Below are 23,016 nucleotides of genomic sequence, written 5' to 3'. Positions count from 1 at the left end.
AAACTGGGATGAAGGGATCAGGGGTGGCCATGTTCACAAACGCCGTCAGGATATGCACACTGAACAAGTTTGAGATCAAGGTTGATCCAAGCTGGCTTTTGATTGCCGCGCTGATCACCTGGAGCCTGTCACGGCAGTATTTTCCTGCGGCCCTTCCAGGGCAGACTAGCGATGTCTATCTGGTCATGGCGATCGCGGCGATGCTGTGTTTTTTCGGCTCACTTCTATTGCACGAGTTGGCCCATTCGGTCGTGGCCCGAAGCTATGGCGTGCAGATCAAAAGCATTACCCTGTTCCTGTTTGGCGGCGTGGCAGAGCTTGAAGCCGAGCCGCAAACCGCAGCGGTGGAATTTCAGGTGGCCCTGGCCGGTCCGGTGATGAGTCTGGCGCTGGCTTTTGGATTCTGGGTATTCGCCAGGGTTGTCGCCATGGCGTCGCTACCTGCGCCGATTATCGAGGTGCTGTCTTACCTTTCGCTGATCAATCTGGTGCTTGCGCTGTTCAACCTTGTCCCGGCCTTTCCGCTTGATGGCGGGCGTGTCTTGCGCGCCTATCTTTGGCATCGAAGTGGCGACTTGCTGCGCGCCACCGAAACGGCGGCAAAATCAGGCGCGGTTTTTGCCTATGCTTTGATGGCATTGGGCCTGATCGCGCTGTTTCAGGGCGCGGCGGTTACCGGGCTTTGGTATATTCTGATTGGCGGTTTCGTGCTTTTTGCCGCAAGAGCAAGCTATCAGACGCAATTGATGCACACCGCTTTTGACGGCAAAACCGTTAAGGCCTTGATGACTACCGATCCCGTTGTTGTCAGACCGGAAATGACACTGAACGACATGGTCGACCTGATCATGTTGAAACACCGCATCAGCTTTGTTCCGGTGGTCGAGGATCGCGTCCTGCTTGGGTACATTGACACGACGGTTCTTGGCGGGATCGACCGGGAAAACTGGGCCAGTACCCGCGTAGACGATGTTTTTACCAATCTGGAGAGCGCCGCCAAAGTGCAATCTGACCTGTCGATCAAAGAGTTGATGTCGCTTATCGCTAAGACCGGGCGCCGGAAATTTCTGGTGACAGATAACCACGCATTGCTTGGGGTAATCACTCTGGCGGATTTGACCGCCTACCTCAACCTTTCGGAAATACTTGCCCATCCAACAAAGAGCCATTGAAGTCATGACCGATATTCTGATCATTCAGGGCCATCCTGACGCCTCGGAGCCTCACCTGTGCCATGCGATAGCTCAGGCATATCGCGCCGGCGCCGAGGCCGGGGGCCACCAGGTAACGGTGATTGATATCGCCCAGCAGGATGTTCCCTTTCTGCGCTCGCAGGCGCAATGGGAAGGCTCGGATTTGCCGCCCCTCTGCGCCCCTGCGCAGGCAGCAATCCTGGCAGCCGAGCATCTGGTCCTTGTTTACCCGCTCTGGATGGGGGATGTCCCTGCCCTGCTGAAAGCCTGGATCGAACAGGTGTTTCGCAAAGGCTTTGCCTTTGAAATGGACCGGCGCGGATGGCATCCCGCACTCAAGGGAAAATCGGCACGGGTGATCGTGACCATGGGCATGCCGGGGTTTGCCTATCGTTGGTTCTTTTTCGCGCATTCCCTGCGCAGCCTTGATCGCAATATCCTGAAGTTCTGCGGCATCCGCCCGGTTCGCTGGAGCATCCTCGGCAATGCAGAAGACCCAAGCAGACGGGCGCAGACCCGGTTTCTGGCAAAAGCCAGAAAGCTTGGCATGCGCGCCCGTTAACCCTACTCGGGGCCGACCTAAGTGGCGATGATGTCGTCAAGATGCGTTTGCAGCCGGTCCAGCGGCACATCCGACAGGTCCTTGGGAATTTCCCCGACAACAGCGCTTTTCAACGACGGCGTGAGCGCCTTTCGCATCAGCCCGAGCATATGCGGGCCTGACGCGATCACAAGCCGGTCAAAATCTTTCTTCGCAAGGGCGGTCTCAAGATGCCGGGCGATCTGTTTTGCAAAAACCTGATCGGCGTGTTCCTGCGGGTCGCCCTGATCTACCGCGCTGACACCCGGTCCGGCGCTGCTATGGCCCATTCCTGCCTCGGACGAAAACCCGGTCGCGGGTTCCGCACTCCAAGCCTTATCCTCCAGGACGGCAAGCCCTTTGCCCGGTCCGCTATTGACCACGACACTGGCATTGCGCGCGTCTGCCAAAACTACCCAAGTTACAATCGGTTTCATGTCACACTCCAGAATTTGAACCTGCATTCGTTGTTGCAGAAATTGACGCCCGGTGTTTGAGCAAAATCAATTGTGACTTGCGTCGAGCCTTGAGATGTTGGCATTTTTGGAAAACAAGACGGGACAGAATGTGAAAAATACCGCTCAGGACAGTGCATTGCTGAATGCAATCATGGATGCCGCCGTTGACGCGATGATCATATCGGACGCGCGCGGCCTGATCCTGCGAACCAATCCGGCGGCCGGGCAGATGTTTGGATTCGAGATATCCGAGATGATCGGGCAAAGCGTAAACATACTGATGCCCAAAGTGTTTGCCGAACACCACGACGCGTCCATGTCGCACTACGCGCAAACCGGCGAGAATAATATCATCGGCACCGGGCGCGATATCGACGGCCAACGCAAGGACGGAAGTGCTTTCCCACTGCACATTTCTGTTGGCGAAACAACGGCGGCGGGCGAACCAATGTTCGTCAGCATTCTGCACGACCTGACCCATCGACACGCGACCCAGGCGGCCCTTTCCCGGTCGCAGCGGCTGGATGCCATCGGTCAGATGACCGGAGGAATCGCCCATGATTTCAACAACCTGCTGACGGTTGTGATCGGAAATCTGGAATTACTGGAGATGCGGGAGGCGACTGACAAACAGATGCCACTGATCCGCGATGCTCTGGATGCCGCCGAACTTGGGGCAGATCTGACGTCAAGGCTGATGGTGTTTGCGCGCAGAAGTAACCTCAAACCAGTGGAATCCGACCTTCGTGACCTTTGCAAGGCTGCCTTGAATATCCTCAAGAGAACCCTTGGCGCAGCCTATAGAATAAGAACGGATTTCGCGACGGATTTGAAACCTGTCATGGTCGATCCGGTCGAATTGCAATCGGCGCTGATCAACCTGGCGCTAAATGCGCGAGACGCCATGGGCAAAAAGGGCGAGCTGCTGATTTCCCTCTCCAACGTCACGATCGATGACAGTTACATGGCGCAGGAAACCGATATCACCTCTGGCGAATATGTCCGCCTGTCGGTCAGCGATGATGGCAAAGGAATGTCCCCCGAAGCACAGCGTCGCGCATTCGAGCCCTTTTTCACGACAAGATCGAACAGCGGAGGCACGGGGCTTGGCCTTTCCATGGTTTATGGCTTTGTGCGCCAGTCCGGCGGCCACATCACCCTCTATAGCGAGCTGGGTCATGGCACAAGTTTTGGCCTTTATTTTCCGGCGGTTATAAACAGCGCCCACTCTGGGAACCCCAAGCCCGATCAAATGCTGGGCGAAGACATTCCATGCGGACATGGGGAAACCGTTCTTATTGTCGAGGATAACCCGAAAGTGCGGCAGCTTGCGGTCGATCGCATCTGCAAGCTTGGCTACCAGAGCGCAGAGGCCGAGACCGGGGATGCGGCCTATGAGATGCTAAAAGCGGGCCTGCATGTGGAAATTTTGTTTTCCGACCTCGTCATGCCCGGCACCCTGAGCGGCTACGAGCTGGCCGCAAAGGTCCAAGCCGAATTTCCCTCGATAAAGGTCTTGCTGACATCAGGATATGCAAGCGATGTTGTCACCGGGAAAATGCCTCACGCACAAAGCTGGGACATCCTGCACAAGCCCTATCATCACGCGGATCTGGCGCAACGGCTTCAGGCGCTTTTGCTCCCGCCCTCCGAGGATTGAGAAATCTTGACATCGCCAACAAAAGTATAACCGATGCCGCGCACGGTTTTGATCAGTTTTGGATCTGACGGATCGCGTTCGATCTTTTTGCGCAATCGCGCAACCTGATTGTCGATGGTGCGGTCAAGGGGGCTCCATTCGATTCCGCCGGTCAGATCCATCAACTGATCGCGTGACAAGACGCGTTTGGGCCGCTCCAGAAACACCGTAAGCAGCTTGAAATCACCCGTCGTCAGCCCACAGTCGGCACCATCCCTGTCCAGCACTTCAAGGCGGTCGGGCAAGGCGGTGATCCCGTCAAAACAGTAGGTATTGCCGGTCTCGCTCTGTGCCACGTCAGGTGACACGACTGCGGATTCATCCGGCTGGGCGGGATTGCCGCTTCTGCGCAGCACGCTGCGCACTCGGGCCACCACTTCGCGGGCGTGAAAGGGTTTGGTGATGTAATCGTCAGCGCCGATTTCCAGGCCGACAACGCGGTCAATCACGTCGTCTTTTCCACTCACCATGATGATTGGCACCTGCGAAATAACGCGGATCGCGCGCGCCAGTTCAAGACCATTGTCAGCGCCAAGATTGATGTCCAACGTAACAAGGTCAGGCGCTGATTCTTTGAGTTGCGCCAATGCCTCCTCGGCATTCGCAGCCTCGCACACGCCAATCCCCTCGCCCTCCAGAACATTGCGCAGGAGGGTTCTGATTTTTTGGTTATCATCAACGACAAGAATAATCTTGCGAGTCATAATTCAACCCTTTCTTGTAGAAGCACTGGCCGATTTCAGAAACGAACGTTCAAATCTTTACTGCCGGGCTATGCACCTCTTCGTTACAAATTGATGCAAAACTTACACAATCCAACCTAACCCCTATTACATTGACTGTTCAACTTGACCTCATCACACCTTATGGGGGTCCCGCTAATGTATGTCACTATTCCTTCGGAACAACTTTCCAACGCGCAGCACATCCGACCTGCGCACAAACGGACTGCAAGCATTACAAAAGTTTTCAAAGCCGGCTCCAATCTTTATTATGAAGGTGACAAAGTCGAACGCCTTTATCAGGTGCAATCCGGCGTCCTGCGCCTTACTCGCATACTAGAGGATGGGCGCCGTCAGGTGATTTCCTTTGGTTTTCCGGGTGATATTGTTGGATTTCCCTGTAATGGACGGTATCATACCGACTGTGACGTTCTGACCGATGCCCGGCTGCAGGCCTACCATTTGTCGTCGCTGGAAGGTGAGAACGGCGACCCTGAGCTTCACAAGGAACTGCTTCAGGCGGCCCTGCGTGAGATAAGTGCGATGCAGGATCATTTCATGATGCTCGGGCGTAAATCCGCCATTGAGAAGGTTGCCTCCTTTTTGTGCGTCCTGACTGAAAGAATGAGCGCCGAGTCAGGTTCACGCAACCAGGCTTTGTTGCCGATGAGCCGGTCAGACATTGCCGATTTTCTGGGTCTGACAACAGAAACGGTCAGCCGCACGCTAAGCCTGCTTCGCAATAGCGGGATCATAGCGATCAACAATGTCCACACGGTCGTGATCTTGCAGCCCCATGTGCTGTTCGGGTTGTCGCAGGGACATGGGATGGACCAGCAAAGCTTGGCGAGGGCCTGCTAGGCCTTCAACAGCAACGCCCACCCCGGACACGGAAACGGTGGCGCCGGAATATATCAGGACGGCGAGGTAACCATCCAACGCCTTTCAGGGCTGCGCGTCCCTAGCCCCGGATTTGTATTTCTTCGGCCCAGGCCCGGATTGATCTTGATCATCCGGGCCCCGGGGCATCGGTCTAAGATCGCGTCAGATCGGTGCTTTCAGGACAAAAGAAGACATGGCACATGACACTATCAGAAAATCAACGGCGACCTCGAAGGCCGCCAATATGGCCGACTACGCGGCCACGTATGACAGCTTTCGCTGGGAGGACGCGCGCCGCCTGATCGATGGGTTGCCGGGCGGGCACCTCAACATCGCCCATGAAGCGATTGAGCGGCACGTCGCGGCCGGTCACGGCGCGCAGGTGGCGCTGCGCTGGATCGCGAAATCCGGGGAGCGCACCGATTATACCTATCTCGAGTTGTCGCAGTTGACCAATCGCTTTGCCAATGTGCTGCGCAATCACGGCATTGAAAAAGGCGCGCGGGTCTATTCTCTGTTGGGGCGCACGCCCGATCTCTACATCGCGGTGCTTGGCACGCTAAAAGCGGGATGCGTGTTTTGCCCGCTGTTTTCCGCATTCGGCCCCGAACCGATCCGCGCGCGGATGGAGATCGGCGGCGCCAACGTGCTGATCACCACGGCGCGGCTTTACAAGCGCAAGGTCAGCGCGCTGCGCGACCTGCTGCCCGATCTGCGCCATGTGTTTCTAAGCGATGGCACGGCAGAGGATACCGACGCCCTGTCGCCCCTGATAAAGGCCGCCTCGCCCGAGTTCACCACCGAGCCGATGCATCCCGAAGACACCGCGCTCTTGCATTTCACCTCTGGCACCACCGGCAAACCCAAGGGCGTGGTGCATGTGCATGACGCGGTTGTGGCCCATCACATGACCGGGTGCCTCGCGCTAGACCTCAAACCCGGAAATACCTATTGGTGCACCGCCGATCCGGGATGGGTGACCGGCACCTCCTATGGCATCATCGCGCCGCTGACCAACCGCGTCACGATGATCGTGGATGAGGCCGAGTTTGACGTGACCCGCTGGTATGACATCCTTGACAGGGAAAGCGTGAACGTCTGGTACACCGCGCCCACGGCGATCCGGATGCTGATGAAGGCCGGGATCGAGGCGACCAAAGGGCATGATTTCTCGTCCCTGCGGTTCATGGCCAGTGTCGGCGAGCCGCTGAATCCCGAGGCGGTGATCTGGGGCAATGACGTCTTCGGCATGCCCTTTCATGACAACTGGTGGCAGACCGAAACCGGCGGCATCATGATCGCCAATTTCGCCGCGATGGATGTCAAACCCGGCTCGATGGGCAAGCCGCTTCCGGGTATCAAGGCGGGCATTGTCGAGGTGACAGAGGATGGCCTTTGTGAGGTGAGCGAGCCTCTGGTGGTCGGCGAGCTGGCGCTGCGCCCGGGCTGGCCATCGATGATGCGCGGCTATCTGCACGAAGAGGCGCGATACGAGAAATGCTTTCGCGATGGCTGGTATCTCACCGGCGATCTGGCGATGCGCGACAGTGATGGGTATTTCTGGTTCGTGGGCCGCAGCAATGACCTGATCAAAAGCGCCGGCCACCTGATCGGCCCGTTCGAGGTTGAAAGCGCGCTCATGGAACACGAGGCCGTGGCCGAGGTTGCCGTCATCGGCGTGCCCGATGAAACGGCTGGCGAACGGGTCAAGGCCTTTGTCGCGCTGAAACCGGGCTATGCGCCCACCGAAGAGTTGATGCTTGAGCTAAGCGGCCATGCCCGCAAACGGCTTGGCCCCGCCGTTGCGCCAAAGGAAATCGCGTTTCGCAAGAACCTGCCGAAAACCCGAAGCGGCAAGATCATGCGCCGACTGTTGCGGGCGCGCGAACTGGGCCTGCCGGAAGGCGACATATCGACATTGGAAAGTGATGAGCAATGACAGCGCCCCCTCTCAAACCCCGTCTCGATCATGACCATCTGCGCGATCTGCTCAAGGCGATGATCCGCATCCGCCGCTTCGAGGACAAATGCGCCGAGCTTTATACCCAACAGAAAATCCGCGGTTTTCTGCATCTCTATGACGGGGAAGAGGCGATTGCTGCGGGCATCATTCCGCTCCTTGGCGCGCAGGACCGGGTGGTCGCGACCTACCGTGAACATGGTCATGCCCTAGCGCGCGGCATTCCGATGGCCAGCATTCTGGCCGAGATGTACGGCAAGGCCGAGGGCTGCGCCGGGGGGCGCGGCGGCTCGATGCACCTCTTTAGCCGCGATCACCTGTTTTACGGCGGCAACGCCATCGTGGGCGGCGGCTTGCCGATGGCCGTGGGCCTTGGTCTCGCCGATCGGATGGAGGCGCGCGATAGCGTGACGGCCTGTTTTTGCGGCGAAGGCGCCGTTGCCGAGGGCGAGTTTCACGAAAGTCTGAACCTTGCCGCGCTCTGGGGGCTGCCCGTTCTGTTTGTCTGCGAAAACAACGGCTATGCCATGGGCACGGCCCTGCGCCTGTCTGAATCGCAAACCGACATAAGCGCAAAGGCCGCGTGCTATGGCATCGAGAGCACTTCGGTCGACGGCATGGATGTCGTCGCCGTCGAGGTCGCCGCGCGCCGCGCCCTGCGCCACATCGCGGAAACCGGCCAGCCCTATTTTCTTGAATGCCGCACCTATCGCTTTCGCGCCCATTCGATGTTTGACGCCCAGCTTTACCGCTCCAAGGAAGAGGTCGCGGAATGGCGCGAAAAGGGGCCGATCCTGCGGTTTCAGACCTGGCTTGATCAAAACGGGCTGCTGCATTCGGATGAGGTCTCAAGGATCATCGTCGAGACCGACGAAGAGATCGCCAAGGCGGTCGCCTTTGCCGAAGCGGGCACAGACGAGCCACTTGAAAGCCTGACGCGGTTCGTCATGTCGCCCGACCGCCCTGCCCCGCCCGTGCCCGTTAAACCCGGCCCGATGATCCCGACCACCTATCGCGAGGCCGTCCGGGGCGCGATTGTCGATGCCATGACGCGCGATCCCAAGGTGTTTCTGATGGGCGAGGATGTCGGCCATTACGGCGGCTGCTATGCGGTCAGCAAGGGCCTGTTGGATCAATTCGGCCCCGAGCGGATCCGTGACACGCCCTTGTCGGAATCCGGCTTTACCGGGGCCGGGATTGGGGCGGCGATTGCCGGAATGCGCCCGATTGTCGAGGTGATGACGGTCAATTTCTCGCTTCTGGCGCTGGACCAGATCCTCAACACCGCCGCAACGCTACGCCATATGTCCAACAATCAGTTTGGCGTGCCCGTGGTGATCCGCATGGCGACGGGGGCCGGAAAACAGCTTGCGGCGCAGCATTCGCATTCGCTTGAGGGCTGGTATGCCCATATTCCCGGATTGCGCGTGCTGGCCCCCGCCACGATGGAGGATGCGCGCGGTATGCTCTGGACCGCCTTGCAAGACCCTGATCCGGTTCTGATCTTCGAGAACGTGATGCTTTATAACCGCGAGGGCGAGATTGCCGAAAACGCCGGTCCCGTCGATATCGACCGCGCCGCGATCCGGCGGGATGGCACGGATGTCTCGCTGATCACCTATGGCGGGTCGCTGTTCAAGACGCTTGAGGCCGCCGATAAGCTGGCCGAGGCGGGCATCTCGGCAGAGGTCATTGACCTGCGCAGCCTGCGCCCGCTCGACATGAAGACGATCATCGCCTCGGTCACCAAGACCCGCCGCGCAGTGATGGTCGATGAAGGCTGGAAAACCGGAAGTCTCGCGGCAGAGATCGGCATGCGGCTGGCCGAAGAGGCCTTTTACGAACTCGACGCCCCGCTTGCCCGCGTCTGTAGCGAAGAGGTGCCAATCCCCTACGCCCAGCATCTAGAACAGGCGGCGATCCCCCAGAGCGCGCGGATCGTCGCGACGGTCAAACAGATAATGGACACCACGCCATGAGCGCGTTTCTCATGCCCTCGCTTGGCGCAGATATGGAGGCCGGAACCTTGGTGGAACAATTGGTTTCGCCCGGTGACCGCGTAAAGCATGGCGATGTGATCGCCGCCGTTGAAACCCAGAAAGGCGTGATCGAGGTCGAGATTTTCCAGGATGGCGTGCTTGAAGATTGGCTGGTCGATACGGGCATCAAAGTCCCAGTCGGCACGCCTCTCGCGATGATCCGCTCAACGTCCGACAGTAACGCCGCAGGCCCGGACACGCCAGAGCCCGAAACGCCCCAGCCGCACGACCCGAAACCGGCATCGGTGCCGCGCGAAGACCCAGCCCCGCAAGAGCCCGCTCCCCAGAGGCCCAGCCCAGAAAGTCCGATGCCCGAAGGGCCATTTCCCGAAATCCCCATGCCCGAAGACCGCATTGAGGCGGGTGTTGCGGCCAATTACCACCGTCAACACATAAGCCCGGCGGCACGCCGTCTGGCGGCGCAGACCGGGGTTGACCTAGGCCGCCTTGGCCCCAGCACGGACAAACCGATCACCCGGTCTGACATCGCGGCACTGACCAGGGAGCACCACTCGGCGCAAAGCGACATGCGCGCCGCCATCGCGGCCGCGATGAGCCGCTCCAAACGCGACATCCCGCATTATTACCTGTGCCATACCGTCGATCTGACCAAGGCCGAGGCCTTTATCACCACCGAGAACGCCACGCGCGCGCCGGATGAAAGATTGCTTTTGGGGGCGCTCTATCTCAAGGCGCTTGCCCGCGCGGTGAAAAAGGTGCCGGAAATGAACGGCACGTTTGAAGAGGGTCACTTTCATCAAAGCGAGGCGGTGCATGCGGGCCTTGCCATCGCGCTGCGCAGCGGCGGATTGGTGGCCCCGGCCCTCTTTGACGCCGACACGCAAAGCCTTGACGACCTGATGACATCCATGCGCGACCTGATCGCCCGGGTGCGCGCCGGGCGCTATCGTGCGCGCGAACTGTCAGAGGCCACGATCACCCTGTCCAGCCTTGGGGATCGCGGCGTGGATCAGCTTTACGGCGTGATCTACCCGCCGCAGGTCGCCATTGTCGGGGTCGGCACCCCGGCCCTGCGCCCCTGGGTCGAGGGCAAGAAAGTCTTACCGCGCCTCACCGCCACACTCACGCTTGCAGCCGATCACCGGGTCAGCGACGGCCGTCGGGGCGCGCTGTTTCTCACTGCAATCGCCAAACATCTGCAAAGACCGGAAACGCTATGACAGAAATGAGCATTGACGCCGCCCTGGCCGACGAACTTCATCGCATCGCGCCTGATATCGAGTTGTCGGAGATCGACCGCACACAGGATCTGCGCGAGGAATTCGATATCGATTCAATGGATTTCCTGACCCTCGTCACCGCGCTTGGCAAACGCTTTGACCTCGACATGCCCGAGGCCGACTATCCGAAGATGCAAAGCTATGATGCGCTTCTGGAATATCTCCGCACCCGAACGTCTTAGGGATCGGGCGCGCGAGACACCGCCTAACTGGCCCCCGCAACAAGCAGGGCATCGTTAAAGATATCGCTAAGGATGAGAATGGCTATGTTCTGCAAAATGCGCTCTTTGTGGCTTACCATGCTGGAGACGTAAACTGGGGTGACACAAACGCTCTGAACGAGTTCTGCAAGCGCGACGAAGTTGATCTACATACCCACCTATCACTGGCCAAAAACAACGCCAAATCAACGGTCTTCCAGCACGGAAATATGGCAGGTATTCAGGGTCAGCGACCCGAATGTACCTTGCTTGGAGTCGCCCAAGTGGATCAAATGCCTTGCACCGGCCTACACTCTGAGATTTTCACTCGAAGGGCGGTTCTTTAAGAACCCGGTCTTCAAGCGAATGGCCACTTCCGCCGCTCACTCGCACAACATTGCGCCCGCCTTTATATTTCGGGCCCTTACCCTTACCGCCGCTCCCATGATCAGAGTCATGCCCCTCGTCGGAAGTGTGGTCATCACCATGATCATCACCGTGGTCATCACCATGATCATCCTCACCGCTGTGTGCGTCAGCTGGCCGTCCATGCTGGGCGCCTCCGGCACCACGCCCCTTGCCCTTATCAGACCCATGCGTGGTATCCGCCCCATCGGTGTGCTGGGCGAAACCCGGTGCTGCAACAACGATTGCACAGAGGCTGGTCAGCAGCAGGCGCCGGTTTATCCAATTCTCAGGCATTGTCGAAATCCTTTCCAACCAAAGCGTCAGGGGCAGCCGATACGCTACCCCTGACTAAACACCATCGTTAGAGCGCTTCAGGCACCGCATATTCGTGGATGAATTCAATCACAGCCCGGGCATCATCCGCCGCCTGCGTGTAGGCATCCAGAGATCCCGCCGCAGAGACATCAACCGATCCAAAGACAGTATCGTAGATATTCAGATCCTCCAGTTCGAAAGAGCCATCAGGCTGCTCCACAAGGACCGTGGCCGTTACGCCCGAATAGGTATCGGACCGGTCGTATGAGAACGACGAATAGTCGACGACCGAATAAGTCACATCCCCTGTGGTTGTCAGGTTGATCCCCAGAAAGGCGTCAATATAGGCAATCTCGTCAGACGTGAATTCCCCGGTCTTGTCCGTTGCGGCGGCCAAGAATGCCGTCGATGCGTCCAGATCAGCCTGAGTATACTGGCCATCGACGAGGAAATCATAGTCCGTTCCGACCAGATCATCGGCCGTGAGGCCCGGAATGCTGCCGGTCGTCAGCAGCGACACATAGATCGCCAGATTCTCCAACGGCGAGTCGATGGTCTTGGCTTCGCCATCCACCGTCAGCACAAGACGGCCCGCTGCGTCGACCGTCACTGCCGTTGCACTGGAAAGCATTGTGATAACTTCATCTGCACGGTTTTCGAGAACCGATTTCGGCGCCCGCCCGACATTCAAGCGGCCAAGCTCAACCTCAACTGTAAGAGTTTCATCTACCGGATGACCTTCTTCGTCGAGTTCAATCGGGTTGCCATCCGCATCCAGAGGCTGCACGTAACCGTCTGCGGTCAGGATTGGAACGCCATTGGAATCACGGTCGATAATCCACAAGTCGCCGAAAAGATCCCCTTTCTTTGAGCCCGAGGTAGCGGGCTGACCACCGCCGGCACCATCCTTGCCGCCAGCTTGACCGGCCCATTCCGGACGGTCTGAATCGTCGTCGCCCTCATCGGCCGCGTCAGCAGAATCACCATGACCGGTGACCGGGTCATCCATACCGGTGATATCCTTGAAAATACCCCCAAGGCCCTTGCCTTTTCCACCTTGTCCCATCTGGCCACCCTGCCCGTGACCTCCGCTTGCTCCACTGCCAGACTGAGAGCCATGCGCCTGCTTACCTTGACCCGAACCTTGCTCGGCAAAGGCGATGCCGGACCCAATAGGGGCCGTCGCAAGTGCGACTACTGCGCATCCCGCAGCAAGCGTATATTTCAAAGAACTCTTAAAATTCAAAAACTGTTTCATGTTGTCCTCCTGATTGCAGATTCATCACAAGGCAGGGGAACAAAACTGCTCCATAACCACCTTTGCGCAGATTAGAACAGATTTTCACATTCAAGAATTGATATGGATTAATTTGGTCCAAAAAAATCCGGCAGAAACTGCTGGAAATTTGGTTTTTGGGGTCGCTAATTTGGGTTTTTTAGAACTTACGCGTTAACCCGACCCGGAACAGCCGTTCAGTGGTGTCAAACTGATCAACACCTGCGACGTAGTTGACTGAATGAGAGTCATACTCAGTCTGTGTATAATCAAATCTGACGTTGGCTTTATCGCCGACTGCAAATTCAACACCGCCGCCAAACCGGACGCCATCAAGGTCATCATCCTGATCAACACTTACACCGCCGAACTGATATTTGGTGTTAAATCTCGAACGGACAACTCCGGCCCGGCCATAGATCAGAACAGCGTCGTTGACGACATAGCCCAGCCGAATACCGGCACCAATCGTTCCGACTTTTTCCACCGAATAAATTCGGCCAACCGGACTGCGTTCGATGTCCCAGTCCGCTGTGGACAGTTCGAATTCGGCTTCGCCGCCAACATAAAAGTTATTGGCCTCATATCCGTATCCGGCGACCAGACCAGCCGTGAACCCCTGGCCCGCCCGAATGGTATCGAGCGTAAATGCCGGTGCCACAGCATTTGGGCGAGGACCGGTGTTATCGCTTTGCACGGTACCATGTCCCAATTGAACACCGGCATAAAAACCAGAGAAATCTGTCGGCTCAACTTGACGTGGGGGCTGATCGTCTGCTCCGAACTCATAGACAAGTCCGAACCGGGCAACGGTTTCCAGATTAGCGAAATTGTCATCATTGGCGCTGCCAAGGGGCGACCCGATGGGATAGTCCTCGTAGGCGCGGACCTGATATTCCATCCGGCCCGACAACCCGCGGCCAAGTGGAACTTCGGTGCCGATACCAACCAGCAACCCAAGTTCCCGTTCACTGGTTGAAACAAGCGGGTTTGCACCTCGTTGATAGGTACTGTCAAATTCGGTCGATACAATACCGAAACGCCCATAAACCAGGTTGTTATTTTTCATGCGAACGCCAGTCAGCGCGCTCAGACCAAACGAGTTGCCGCGTTTTGCCGAAAAATTCCGGTTGGCCAGATGCGGCCAGCCAGAATCGCTGAATTCCACGTCGGCTTCCGCCCCCAGAACCAGATTTCCGAAATCTGCCCGGTAACCGGCAAAAAGACCGCCAGAGAGATCGTTATCGCCAAAATCGGCAGTCAGATTGCCACCCGCGCCGCGTGGTCCATCCACTTTGGTCTGCAGTGCACTATTGCCAATCTGGGCCCCTACATAAAAACCAGAGGCGCTGACTTTGGCCAGATTGGCCGTGCCTTTTTCATAGCGCGGATCAAGAGTGGCACCAAAACTAAGGGTCAGGCGGTGTTCGTCAAATTCTACACCCGCAACATCCGACTGCCTTTGCAGAAAATCGTAATCGGTATCAATATAAACGTGGGGGTTCAGGTGGTAACGTACCGAAACGCCGGTTTCTGACAGAACATCGGTGCGCGAAACCTTCTGATAGTCGTTCTGGGTCAAAAAGAAATAGCCAGCAACAGACATATTGGGGGCCACCCGGTGGCGCAAACGCAGTCCCGCCGAGGTCGAAACATAGCCCGAAGCGCCGGACAGTGTGGTCTCTTCGATGCTGCGTTCGACAATTCCGGTCAATTGCGTTTGTGCACTAATCGGCAACGTCAGGTCAGCACCGAAATCAACAGTTGTCGTCGTGCCGAGCCTTGGATCATCGTAGTTCTGAGACATGACGCCAAGCAGCGCCTCACCGCTCAGATCGCCCACTGTGCCAGAGTAACCCACGGCTGCCTGAAAACCATCTGAACTGCGTTGAAAGCCAAGACCTCCGTTGTCAATTTTGTCGTCATACTCGCGTTTGTCATAGATACCCTGAAAAAACACTTCGCCATTTTTGGTTTCTGCGACGCCCAGCCGACCACCGATTTCCATCTCAAGGCGGTCCCGGTCATCGTTATCGACATTTGCAAACGTGGTGCCGTTAAATCTCAGAACATCGTCATAGTCGAGGTTCCGCAGGTGCACGCCCAGCCGGAAGCTTCTGTCGTTAACCTTGCCGCCCAGCCCGAAAAATCCACTGGCCTCTTGCAACTTGGTAGGTTTGATACCGTTCACATCATCTGGCGAATTCCGGCTTTCGTGATCCCAGGAATAATCCGCACCGCCAAAGGCAAAAAGGCTGTCATTAATACGATAGCGCGCCTCTGCTCCAAGAAAGTAATCATTGAAATCTTCGCTGGAGTTTTTGGCGAACCGGCCAAGTTCGGCACTCGCGTCAAGGTTAAGCCTGAAATCCTCTCGCCGAAACGACAGGCTGGCCCAAGGCGAGATTACTGTTATGAAATCGTCACGACGATCATTGGCAGTCGGAAAGACGTTGTCCGTATACTGCTCGGAAAGCGATATTCCGGCGTCAAATTCAGCAGGCGAACCAACCTGGGTGGAGAGAACAGCCGCACCGTCGCCATCGGCCGCCGCCATTTGACCAAAAAGCACTGACGCTACAACCGGAAGCATCAAGCCGCGCAGATTTAGATTTTTTTGCAATTTTCCTACCTTGTGACGCTTAGAGTTTTGGGAACGCAATCTATATTAAAAGGACGATTATGACGAATTGACTTGCGTCAACGTAAACAAAAATCTTTGTATTTGTGACAAAAAAACAAAGATCTGGGACCGATTGAGGTAATACTCAGCAGCCACAGACTCAACGAAAATTCCCGCTATGCTCATTCGGCCCCTGACAGGTTGATCTGCGTTCAGCTTCGCTCAGCTATTCCAAAAGAATAACGGGTGGCTTTCGGGTCTCAGCTTCTGTCGACTTGGTGGGGTTGGTGCCAACTGCGTAACCCGCGGGTTTTGACCCGGAACTGCTATTTGATTAACCCCTGCATGGTGATCAGTGATAGCGGCATCTGACTGAACAGCAACGCCATCCTCAAATGGCAGGAGGATCGCAAGCTCGACTGGCATCACATTGTGCCTGGCAGACCGATGCAGAACGGCTTCGTGGAAAGCTTCAACAGGCGCATGTCAGAACCGTTCCAAATATCTGTGAATAAAGGAAGGAAGGTGGATCCAAATTCGCATATGCATCGCTCACCTCATCGTCGCGGGTCGCGGCATTGTCGGTCAAGACCGGCTGCGGGTTTGATGAGGTGAGCGTCACATCGGTGCAGGCCATCCAGAACGATCCGGAACTTCTCTTCAGCAGAAAATTGACGCCGCGTCTTACGCCTGATCTCTTTAACGTGTTTGTCAGCCGATCCATTCGGCCCTGTCTTCGCTCTCATCTCGTATCCCTTCAAGGACGACGGTGAGCCAAAAACCTCAGTGCAGCAATTGAAGCCGAAACAAAACCGACGCCAGTCAGCGGCATGATAACGATTTCCCGCCTCCTCCTGCCGGCTGATTGACCTGCATCAATATTTTTCACACCGCAGGTCATAGTATTTCTGAAACTCTCCCTACGGAAAGGATAGATCATGGCCAGAGACTCCAAAGGCAACGGTGGCGCGCAGAAAGCAAACAAGTCCTCAGTCTTTGATCCTATCGCCACCCTGCAAGACTTCATGTCGAAAATGGATGGGGTGTCACCATCAGGCGCCAACCCGATGGCTGGCTGGCTCGAAATGAACCAGCATTGGATGACCTTCTTGTCCAACAGGTTCAAGCAGGACGCGGACCTGCTCCATCGTCTTGGCGCCTGCAAAGACCCAACTGAAGCGACTTCGACTTTTTCAGACTTCTACAAGGCGGCGGTCGACGATTATCAACGCGAATTTGCCGAAATGGCCAGCCTCGGCCAGAAGGCAATAGACCAAGCTGCGGGTGCGTATAAAGGCGACGCAAAATCCAAGCCCGGCGGAAAAACCTGAAACCGGCATTGCCGCGATGACGGTGATCCGGGCAAAGGGATCTGCCCGCTTTGGAATGCGCGCCGCCGGTATCGCGCCGGAGTTTTGCGATGCAAGGATGGTCGCCGCTATCCTGGATGACATCAGCGGGCCGATCGCTTTGACGATCCCGGCACGCGGGGCTGCCAGACATCGAGACGTCAGCTGCGGGGCGCTCTGCGTTCCGGAGGTCACCGTTTCCAACCGACGCATTCCTGAGATTGATGGCAGTCCCGGGCTGTGATGGACACTTTGGCACCTTCGGTCGCTAACCGGCGTGCCGATCATTCGGGAGCACCAAAATGAAACTCAATGACGTCGTTCTGTGCAATCCGGTTCGCACCGCAATCGGAACCTACGGTGGCGACCTCGAGGGCGGACCCGCAGTCGCGAAAGGCCTGACAACCGGGCATGACCCGACGCGCTTTGCAAGGACACACCCCATGCAGCGCGCTTTAACATGAGAGGACGACGGTGATGGCAAAGCAAACCAGAACATCGGACAAGACCGCGGGCGCAACCATTCACGAACTGTCTGCGGCGCCATCTGCCAAGCCCGCCTCGGGCCGAACACCTGATGGGGATCGCATGTCGGCATCTCACCCAAGCCAGCCCGTGCAACCGGATAAGGTCGAGCGCCAGACAAATGTAGAGCCCGCAAGCGCGGGGTTTGGAATCGATCCGGCGCTGCATGCAGCCCTTGCCCGGCTCACATTCGGGCTTTCGCCCGCATCGTTGGGCGCTGCCTACTCCGACTGGCTCATCCATCTGCTCGCCTCGCCCGATAAACAGGTACAGCTCCTGCAGAACGCAAGCCGATCCGGTGCCACGCTCGCCACATACCTAAGACACTGCGGCACCGCCCCCATCACAGAGGCAGACAGGTGCATCGAGCCACAGCCTTTTGACAAACGGTTTGCCGGCGAGGCATGGCAAAAATGGCCCTGCAATGTCTTGTCGCAAGCCTTTTTGTTGCAAGAGCAATGGTGGGACGGCGCAACCACGAATGTGCGCGGCGTCTCAAAACATCACGAAAAGGTTGTCAATTTCGGAACACGCCAGTTGCTGGACATGCTTGCCCCCTCGAACAATCCCTTCATCAATCCCGAGGTGCTTCAAAAGACACTGCGTCAGGGCGGGCTGAATTTCTGGCGCGGCGGTCAGAACTTTCTTGAAGATTTCAACCGTCAGTTAACCGGGCTAAAGCCGGTCGGCACCGAGGCGTTCAAAGTGGGCGAGGACGTTGCCGTAACCCCGGGCCGGGTGGTCTACCGCAACAGGCTGATCGAGCTTGTTCAATATTCTCCCACGACTGGCGCTGTGCGCCCCGAACCTGTTCTGATCGTTCCGGCTTGGATCATGAAGTACTATATCCTCGATTTGTCGCCGCAGAATTCACTGGTAAAATACCTCGTGGACTCCGGGTATACGGTGTTCATCATCTCGTGGAAGAACCCCGGACGCGACGAACGCGACCTTGGCATGGAAGATTATCGCACCCTGGGGGTGATGGCGGCTCTTGCCGCGATAGGTGACATCGTGCCCGATCAACAAGTCCACGCGGCAGGCTATTGCCTGGGCGGCACCTTGCTGTCGATAGCTGCCGCCGCAATGGCGCGAGAGGGCGACCAGCGCCTGAAATCCATGACACTTCTGGCCGCTCAGACGGATTTCACCGAGGCCGGCGAGTTGACGCTTTTCATCGACGAAAGTCAGCTGACGTTCCTTGAGGACATGATGTGGGAACAAGGCTTTCTGGACACCAAGCAGATGGCCGGCGCGTTCCAGATGCTGCGCTCAAACGATCTGATCTGGTCCCGTCTGGTGCACGAATACATGATGGGCGAACGCGCGCCGATGAGCGATCTGATGGCGTGGAATTCAGATGCGACACGCATGCCCTACCGGATGCATTCCGAATATCTGCGTCAGCTGTTTCTGGACAATACACTGGCACAGGGCCGTTATGACGTGGACGGCGTGCCGATTGCGATCAAGGACATCCGCGCGCCGATGTTTGTCGTCGGCACCGAATATGACCACGTGGCACCGTGGCGATCGGTCTACAAGATCCATCTTCTGTCAGAGACCGACGTGACCTTTGTCTTAACCAACGGCGGTCACAATGCCGGTATCGTGTCCGAGCCGGGACATCCCCGCCGCCATTACCGGGTGATGACCACCGGCGCGCAGGAGCGTTATGTCGATCCCGATACCTGGGCACGACAGGCCACGGACAAGGATGGGTCGTGGTGGTCTGAATGGCGCGCCTGGCTCGACGGGAAGTCGGGCACACCGGTGCCGCCCCCTCCAATGGGATCCGACCAAGAGGACCTTGGCAAGGCGCCCGGAACCTACGTGTTCGAAGACTGACGCCATATCCCCCCGATCAGGGCCTGTCCCGGCAAGGCCCCCGCGCGACGGATGTTTGATAGCGCGCCCTCATCCGGCATGCGCGAGAACTGGTTCCAATGTGAAACGCCGAACGTAAAGTCCGACCACGCGGCACCCGGCGCATAGCCCTTGAAACCTTCGCCTATGAGGCAGAGCGCACGAAGGCTCTTGTGTTTTTTGAGGCGCGCCGTGACCTCCGGGATCAGACCATCACGGTAATCATCGGCCGTTACCTTGCCAATGCATTCCATCGCCAGCACATCGTCGGGAAAGTTATCGAGTATCTTGATCATGAGGGCGCCTGTTTTTGAAGTTGCGGTGTTGGCGTGATCGGGCTCGGGTCTGCATTGTCTGCAATCCACCGGGCAATGACGGGCCAGGTTTCCTCAAGGGTTTTCGAGCCCATGAAGAGGCCGATATGGCCGCCCGGCACCAGCTTTTTCTCGATCCGGGTTTTTGGCGTGCCGACCAGATGTTCGGCGGCAAAGACCTGTTCTTTGGTGGTGATGTCATCCGATGCCCCGGCCAAAAGATAGACCGGACAGGTCACGTTTCGCAGCGACAGCGTTTGGCCAAGCCCGGTGAAGTCACCCTTTGCAAAGCGGTTTTCCTTGAACAAGAGCTTGATCGCCTGAAGATAATAGCGTCCCGGCAAATCAATCGGATTCTCGTACCAGCGTTCGAACTGTTCGGTGCGTGTGACGTATGACCGGTCCTCGATATGCTCATAAAGGTCGATGAATTTGCCGACATACTGCTCGCCCGGATGCATGTTTTTCCAGCCGGCAAGCATATATTGGCCAAGCATGCGGCCACCGCCCGCCACAACCATCTCCTCGTAAAAGCTGAGCGGAAGTTCATGCGCCAGTTTTTTGATCGGACCATTGCCTGCATCGGTGTCAATGGGCGACCCGGCCAAAACCAGCGCTGCGACCTTTTCGGGGAAGCGGCAAGCGTACATCGCCGAAAGCCAGCCACCCTGGCACAACCCCACAAGCGCCACGCGCCCACCAAGCGTGTCGACCGCGACGTTCAGATCCGCGAGATACCTGTCGATATCGAAATCGCGCATCGCCTCGGTTGCGGCTTTCCAGTCGGTGCACAGGACGCGCACCAGCCCCCCGGCCAACAGCGTTTCAACAAGGCTTTGCCCCTTGGCAAAGTCGGCAATGGTCGAGGAATGCCCGGCATAGGGTGCGTCGATCAGGGTGGGCACTTCATCCGACGCCATGTCCGGCGAAAAATCCCGAAGGCGCATCGTGTCGAGGTCAAGGATGACCCGGTTCGTGGTGGCCCACTCAGGCGGCTCAGGGGCCTCGATTTTCATCGTTTCGGCAATATAACGCATGTTGTCCTGGAAAAGGCGCAAGCCCTCTTCTTGCATCTCAATGGCAGCGGCCATTGGCCAGAACCACGGAACCGAATGCTCGTGGCGCGGTGTCCTTGACTGTTTCTTGCTCATTGGACCGACTCCTTCAGCATCCGTTTCAACACAAGGTCTATGGTGTGTCTTGCCACCATCAGCTCTTCGTTGGTCGCAATCACATGCACCGCGACACGACTGTCCGGGGTACTGATCGTCGAGGACCCTGCCTGGTTCCGGGCCATCGACACCTCAAGACCCAGCCATTTGCAGCGGGCGCAGATCATTGCCCTGACCTCTGGGCTCCGCTCGCCGATACCGGCGGTAAAGACGAGCGTGTCGAGCCCGCCGAGCGCCGCAGTGAGGGCGCCGACCTCGGTTGCGGCTTTATAGGCGAACAGTTCGACCGCCTCAGAGGCCTCGGGGGTGTCACTGGCCAAAAGCTGGCGCATGTCGCCGCTGATCCCCGACACGCCCTTCAGTCCCGCGTCGTGGTAAAGCGTCGCCTCGATCTGATCGACACTCATGCCACACTCGCGGATCAGCCAGATCATCAGGCCGGGATCCAGATCGCCGGGCCGGGTGCCCATCACAAGACCGCTGAGCGGGCTAAAGCCCATCGTTGTGGCGATACTGCGCCCGGACCGGAGCGCGCACATGCTTGCCCCGCTGCCCAGATGCGCAACGATGGTGCGGTCCGTGGCGCCGCGCTGGTCGATATCCGGCAGGCGGCTGGCGATGTATTCATAACTCAGCCCGTGAAACCCATAGCGATGGGCACCGGCATCGCGCAGGGCCTTCGGCAAGGCATACATCTGGGCGACACGGGGCAGGGTCTGGTGAAACGCCGTATCGAAACAAACAACCTGCGGAACATGGGGGTGCGACGCGCCCAGGCTCTCGATCGGCTCAAGGTTGCGCGGCTGGTGCAACGGGGCAAGCGGGACAAGCGCTTTCAACTTCACCAGAAGCTCTGGGGTCACAAGAGCCGGGCCGGAATGTTCCAACCCGCCTATCGCCACCCGGTGCCCGATCGCCACCACGGCCTCCGCGCCCAGGTGATCTTCCAGCCAGTTCATCAGCCGCTGAATGAGCACATGGACGCCGGATGCGTGGTCTGCGGACCAATCCTCATCGGCCACCACCCTACCCTCGGCAGATTTCGCCGAGAGCCTCGGAGCGCTTCCAAGACTCTCAAGCCTGCCCGTCAGCCGTGGCGCAATATCAGTCCCGAACACGGCAAACTTGATACTGGACGATCCGGCGTTGATCACCATGATGCTTCCATTTTCACTCATGGTGGACACCCGTCGGCACCGGTTGACCCGTCGCGGCCTGTCGCCGGGCATGAGCCACCACAACCGCCACAGCACATGAGGCAAGGCGCGTCTTCGCACTGTCGGCGCGGCTGGTCAGGATAATCGGCACCCGGGCGCCCATGACGATCCCGGCGGCGTCTGCTTCGGCGAAATATTCAAGCTGCTTGGCCAGCATATTGCCCGCCTCAAGATCCGGCACGATCAGAATATCTGCGTTCCCGGCCACGGGAGACTGGATATGTTTTATCTCGGCGGCCCTGAGGTTCACCGCGTTGTCAAAGGCCAGCGGCCCGTCCAATGTGGCGCCGGTTATCTGCCCGCGCTCGGCCATCTTACACAGCGCAGCGGCGTCGATTGTCGCGTGAAGGGCGGGCGTCACCGTCTCCACGGCAGACAGGATTGCGACCTTTGGGTCACTCACCCCCAGACCATGCGCCAGGTCGATGGCGTTTTGCACGATATCCACCTTGTCGGTCAGCGTCGGATAGATGTTGATTGCGGCATCGCTGATCAAAAGCATCCGGGGATACTCCGGCACATCGAAGATGAAAACATGGCTCAGCCGCCGATGTGTCCGCAACCCGGTGGCTTCCTGCATGACGGCATGCATGAGGTGATCGGTGTGCAGGCTTCCTTTCATCAGGGCCTCGGCCTTGCCGGTGCGGCACATCTCGACGCCAAGCGAGGCTGCGGCCTCTTCGGTGTCCGCCTCGGCGGTTGCGCAGGATGAAATGTCGATGCCATGATCGGAGGCGAAGGCGGTCATCTGCTCCACCGGGCCGATCAGAGTGGGCGTTACAAGCCCTTGCACGGCCGCCTCGACGGCGCCGCGCAGCGACACCTCGCTGAGCGGATAGACAACAGCCAAGGCAATCGGGTCGAACCGCTTGGCCGCGGCAATAATCGAGGCGAAGATATGGTGGTGTCGTTGCATTTACCTCTCCGATTGCGACATGCTCAGCCTTCTCGTCTCCGGCGCCCCTTAGATCCGCGCG

22 protein-coding genes and 1 pseudogene are annotated in these 23,016 nt (G+C 57.9%); 13 read left to right on the top strand and 10 right to left on the bottom strand.

Annotated features, from left to right (window positions below; genetic code table 11):
- Nucleotides 1-29 precede the first annotated feature (29 nt).
- Both PEL8287_RS07280 and PEL8287_RS07275 read left to right on the top strand, forming a co-directional pair.
- Nucleotides 30-1,172, top strand: coding sequence for a site-2 protease family protein (locus PEL8287_RS07280; protein ID WP_085891955.1), 1,143 nt, complete (start codon nucleotides 30-32; stop codon nucleotides 1,170-1,172).
- Nucleotides 1,173-1,176: 4 nt separating this feature from the next.
- Nucleotides 1,177-1,755 carry an NAD(P)H-dependent oxidoreductase gene (locus tag PEL8287_RS07275; RefSeq protein ID WP_085891713.1) on the top strand — a complete coding sequence of 193 codons (579 nt, stop codon included), beginning with the start codon at nucleotides 1,177-1,179 and terminating at the stop codon, nucleotides 1,753-1,755.
- 17 nt (nucleotides 1,756-1,772) lie between these two features.
- On the opposite strand, the gene PEL8287_RS07270 is transcribed toward PEL8287_RS07275, so the two are convergent.
- Nucleotides 1,773-2,210, bottom strand: coding sequence for a host attachment protein (locus tag PEL8287_RS07270; RefSeq protein WP_176228578.1), 438 nt, complete (start codon nucleotides 2,208-2,210; stop codon nucleotides 1,773-1,775).
- A 130-nt stretch (nucleotides 2,211-2,340) separates the two neighbouring features.
- On the opposite strand from PEL8287_RS07270, the gene PEL8287_RS07265 reads away from it, so the two are divergent.
- Nucleotides 2,341-3,891 carry a PAS domain S-box protein gene (locus tag PEL8287_RS07265; protein WP_085891954.1) on the top strand — a complete coding sequence of 517 codons (1,551 nt, stop codon included), beginning with the start codon at nucleotides 2,341-2,343 and terminating at the stop codon, nucleotides 3,889-3,891.
- Here PEL8287_RS07265 and PEL8287_RS07260 read toward each other — a convergent pair.
- Nucleotides 3,858-4,634 (bottom strand): response regulator, encoded by a 777-nt coding sequence (locus PEL8287_RS07260; protein ID WP_085891711.1) that lies wholly within the window; start codon nucleotides 4,632-4,634, stop codon nucleotides 3,858-3,860. The genes PEL8287_RS07265 and PEL8287_RS07260 overlap by 34 nt on opposite strands.
- 177 nt (nucleotides 4,635-4,811) lie before the next feature.
- On the opposite strand from PEL8287_RS07260, the gene PEL8287_RS07255 reads away from it, so the two are divergent.
- The 5 genes from PEL8287_RS07255 to PEL8287_RS07235 all read left to right on the top strand — a co-directional run bounded on the left by PEL8287_RS07255 (nucleotide 4,812) and on the right by PEL8287_RS07235 (nucleotide 10,956).
- Nucleotides 4,812-5,513: a helix-turn-helix domain-containing protein gene (locus PEL8287_RS07255; protein WP_085891710.1), complete on the top strand. Its 702-nt coding sequence runs from the start codon at nucleotides 4,812-4,814 to the stop codon at nucleotides 5,511-5,513.
- 214 nt (nucleotides 5,514-5,727) lie between these two features.
- Nucleotides 5,728-7,473, top strand: a complete 1,746-nt coding sequence (acsA, locus tag PEL8287_RS07250; protein WP_085891709.1) for an acetate--CoA ligase — start codon at nucleotides 5,728-5,730, stop codon at nucleotides 7,471-7,473.
- Entirely contained in the window at nucleotides 7,470-9,473 is a 2,004-nt protein-coding gene (pdhA, locus tag PEL8287_RS07245; protein WP_085891708.1) for a pyruvate dehydrogenase (acetyl-transferring) E1 component subunit alpha, read from the top strand. Before acsA ends, pdhA begins: the two co-directional genes overlap by 4 nt.
- Complete coding sequence (locus tag PEL8287_RS07240) at nucleotides 9,470-10,714, top strand: dihydrolipoamide acetyltransferase family protein (RefSeq protein ID WP_085891707.1); 1,245 nt, start codon at nucleotides 9,470-9,472, stop codon at nucleotides 10,712-10,714. The genes pdhA and PEL8287_RS07240 overlap by 4 nt, the downstream gene beginning before the upstream one ends.
- The gene (locus PEL8287_RS07235; RefSeq protein ID WP_085891706.1) at nucleotides 10,711-10,956 is read left to right on the top strand and encodes an acyl carrier protein; all 246 of its coding nucleotides are present in this window, start codon (nucleotides 10,711-10,713) and stop codon (nucleotides 10,954-10,956) included. The genes PEL8287_RS07240 and PEL8287_RS07235 overlap by 4 nt, the downstream gene beginning before the upstream one ends.
- Before the next feature lie 342 nt (nucleotides 10,957-11,298).
- Here PEL8287_RS07235 and PEL8287_RS07230 read toward each other — a convergent pair whose 3' ends face one another.
- The 3 genes from PEL8287_RS07230 to PEL8287_RS07220 form a co-directional block, all read right to left on the bottom strand.
- The gene (locus tag PEL8287_RS07230) at nucleotides 11,299-11,676 is read right to left on the bottom strand and encodes a hypothetical protein (protein WP_085891705.1); all 378 of its coding nucleotides are present in this window, start codon (nucleotides 11,674-11,676) and stop codon (nucleotides 11,299-11,301) included.
- Between the two features lie 67 nt (nucleotides 11,677-11,743).
- Nucleotides 11,744-12,763 (bottom strand): hypothetical protein, encoded by a 1,020-nt coding sequence (locus PEL8287_RS07225; protein ID WP_139837728.1) that lies wholly within the window; start codon nucleotides 12,761-12,763, stop codon nucleotides 11,744-11,746.
- 370 nt (nucleotides 12,764-13,133) lie between these two features.
- Nucleotides 13,134-15,596 (bottom strand): outer membrane beta-barrel protein, encoded by a 2,463-nt coding sequence (locus tag PEL8287_RS07220; RefSeq protein WP_085891703.1) that lies wholly within the window; start codon nucleotides 15,594-15,596, stop codon nucleotides 13,134-13,136.
- 339 nt (nucleotides 15,597-15,935) lie between these two features.
- Between PEL8287_RS07220 and PEL8287_RS07215 the strand changes: the two are divergent.
- A pseudogene (locus PEL8287_RS07215) lies at nucleotides 15,936-16,088 on the top strand (integrase core domain-containing protein); the annotation flags it as partial.
- On the opposite strand, the gene PEL8287_RS19960 reads toward PEL8287_RS07215, so the two are convergent.
- The gene (locus tag PEL8287_RS19960) at nucleotides 16,069-16,320 is read right to left on the bottom strand and encodes a hypothetical protein (protein WP_176228570.1); all 252 of its coding nucleotides are present in this window, start codon (nucleotides 16,318-16,320) and stop codon (nucleotides 16,069-16,071) included. The pseudogene PEL8287_RS07215 and the gene PEL8287_RS19960 sit on opposite strands and share 20 nt — an antisense overlap.
- A gap of 214 nt (nucleotides 16,321-16,534) precedes the next feature.
- Between PEL8287_RS19960 and PEL8287_RS07210 the strand changes: the two genes are divergently transcribed.
- The 4 genes from PEL8287_RS07210 to PEL8287_RS07200 are packed head-to-tail and all read left to right on the top strand — an operon-like array spanning nucleotide 16,535 to nucleotide 19,318.
- Complete coding sequence (locus PEL8287_RS07210; RefSeq protein ID WP_085891702.1) at nucleotides 16,535-16,927, top strand: phasin family protein; 393 nt, start codon at nucleotides 16,535-16,537, stop codon at nucleotides 16,925-16,927.
- Nucleotides 16,881-17,189, top strand: coding sequence for a Rossmann-fold NAD(P)-binding domain-containing protein (locus tag PEL8287_RS07205; protein WP_139837727.1), 309 nt, complete (start codon nucleotides 16,881-16,883; stop codon nucleotides 17,187-17,189). The genes PEL8287_RS07210 and PEL8287_RS07205 overlap by 47 nt, the downstream gene beginning before the upstream one ends.
- 58 nt (nucleotides 17,190-17,247) lie before the next feature.
- On the top strand, nucleotides 17,248-17,409 hold the full coding sequence (locus PEL8287_RS19955) for a hypothetical protein (RefSeq protein ID WP_176228577.1): 162 nt from the start codon (nucleotides 17,248-17,250) through the stop codon (nucleotides 17,407-17,409).
- Between the two features lie 13 nt (nucleotides 17,410-17,422).
- Nucleotides 17,423-19,318 (top strand): PHA/PHB synthase family protein, encoded by a 1,896-nt coding sequence (locus PEL8287_RS07200; RefSeq protein ID WP_235862225.1) that lies wholly within the window; start codon nucleotides 17,423-17,425, stop codon nucleotides 19,316-19,318.
- Here the strand turns inward: PEL8287_RS07200 and PEL8287_RS07195 are convergent.
- Genes PEL8287_RS07195 through PEL8287_RS07180 form a run of 4 tightly spaced genes read right to left on the bottom strand, consistent with a single transcriptional unit; the run spans nucleotide 19,300 to nucleotide 22,955 of the window.
- Entirely contained in the window at nucleotides 19,300-19,632 is a 333-nt protein-coding gene (locus PEL8287_RS07195) for a SpoIIAA family protein (protein ID WP_085891700.1), read from the bottom strand. The two genes, PEL8287_RS07200 and PEL8287_RS07195, sit on opposite strands and share 19 nt — an antisense overlap.
- Complete coding sequence (locus PEL8287_RS07190) at nucleotides 19,629-20,801, bottom strand: alpha/beta fold hydrolase (protein ID WP_085891699.1); 1,173 nt, start codon at nucleotides 20,799-20,801, stop codon at nucleotides 19,629-19,631. The genes PEL8287_RS07195 and PEL8287_RS07190 overlap by 4 nt, the downstream gene beginning before the upstream one ends.
- Nucleotides 20,798-22,000, bottom strand: a complete 1,203-nt coding sequence (locus PEL8287_RS07185) for an acetate/propionate family kinase (RefSeq protein ID WP_085891698.1) — start codon at nucleotides 21,998-22,000, stop codon at nucleotides 20,798-20,800. The genes PEL8287_RS07190 and PEL8287_RS07185 overlap by 4 nt, the downstream gene beginning before the upstream one ends.
- Nucleotides 21,993-22,955: a bifunctional enoyl-CoA hydratase/phosphate acetyltransferase gene (locus PEL8287_RS07180; protein WP_085891697.1), complete on the bottom strand. Its 963-nt coding sequence runs from the start codon at nucleotides 22,953-22,955 to the stop codon at nucleotides 21,993-21,995. The genes PEL8287_RS07185 and PEL8287_RS07180 overlap by 8 nt, the downstream gene beginning before the upstream one ends.
- Nucleotides 22,956-23,016 lie beyond the last annotated feature (61 nt).

The organism is Roseovarius litorisediminis (assembly GCF_900172295.1).
Lineage (GTDB): Bacteria > Pseudomonadota > Alphaproteobacteria > Rhodobacterales > Rhodobacteraceae > Roseovarius > Roseovarius litorisediminis.
Note: the sequence above shows the minus strand (reverse complement) of the source record. Positions and strands in the feature narration are given on the sequence as shown.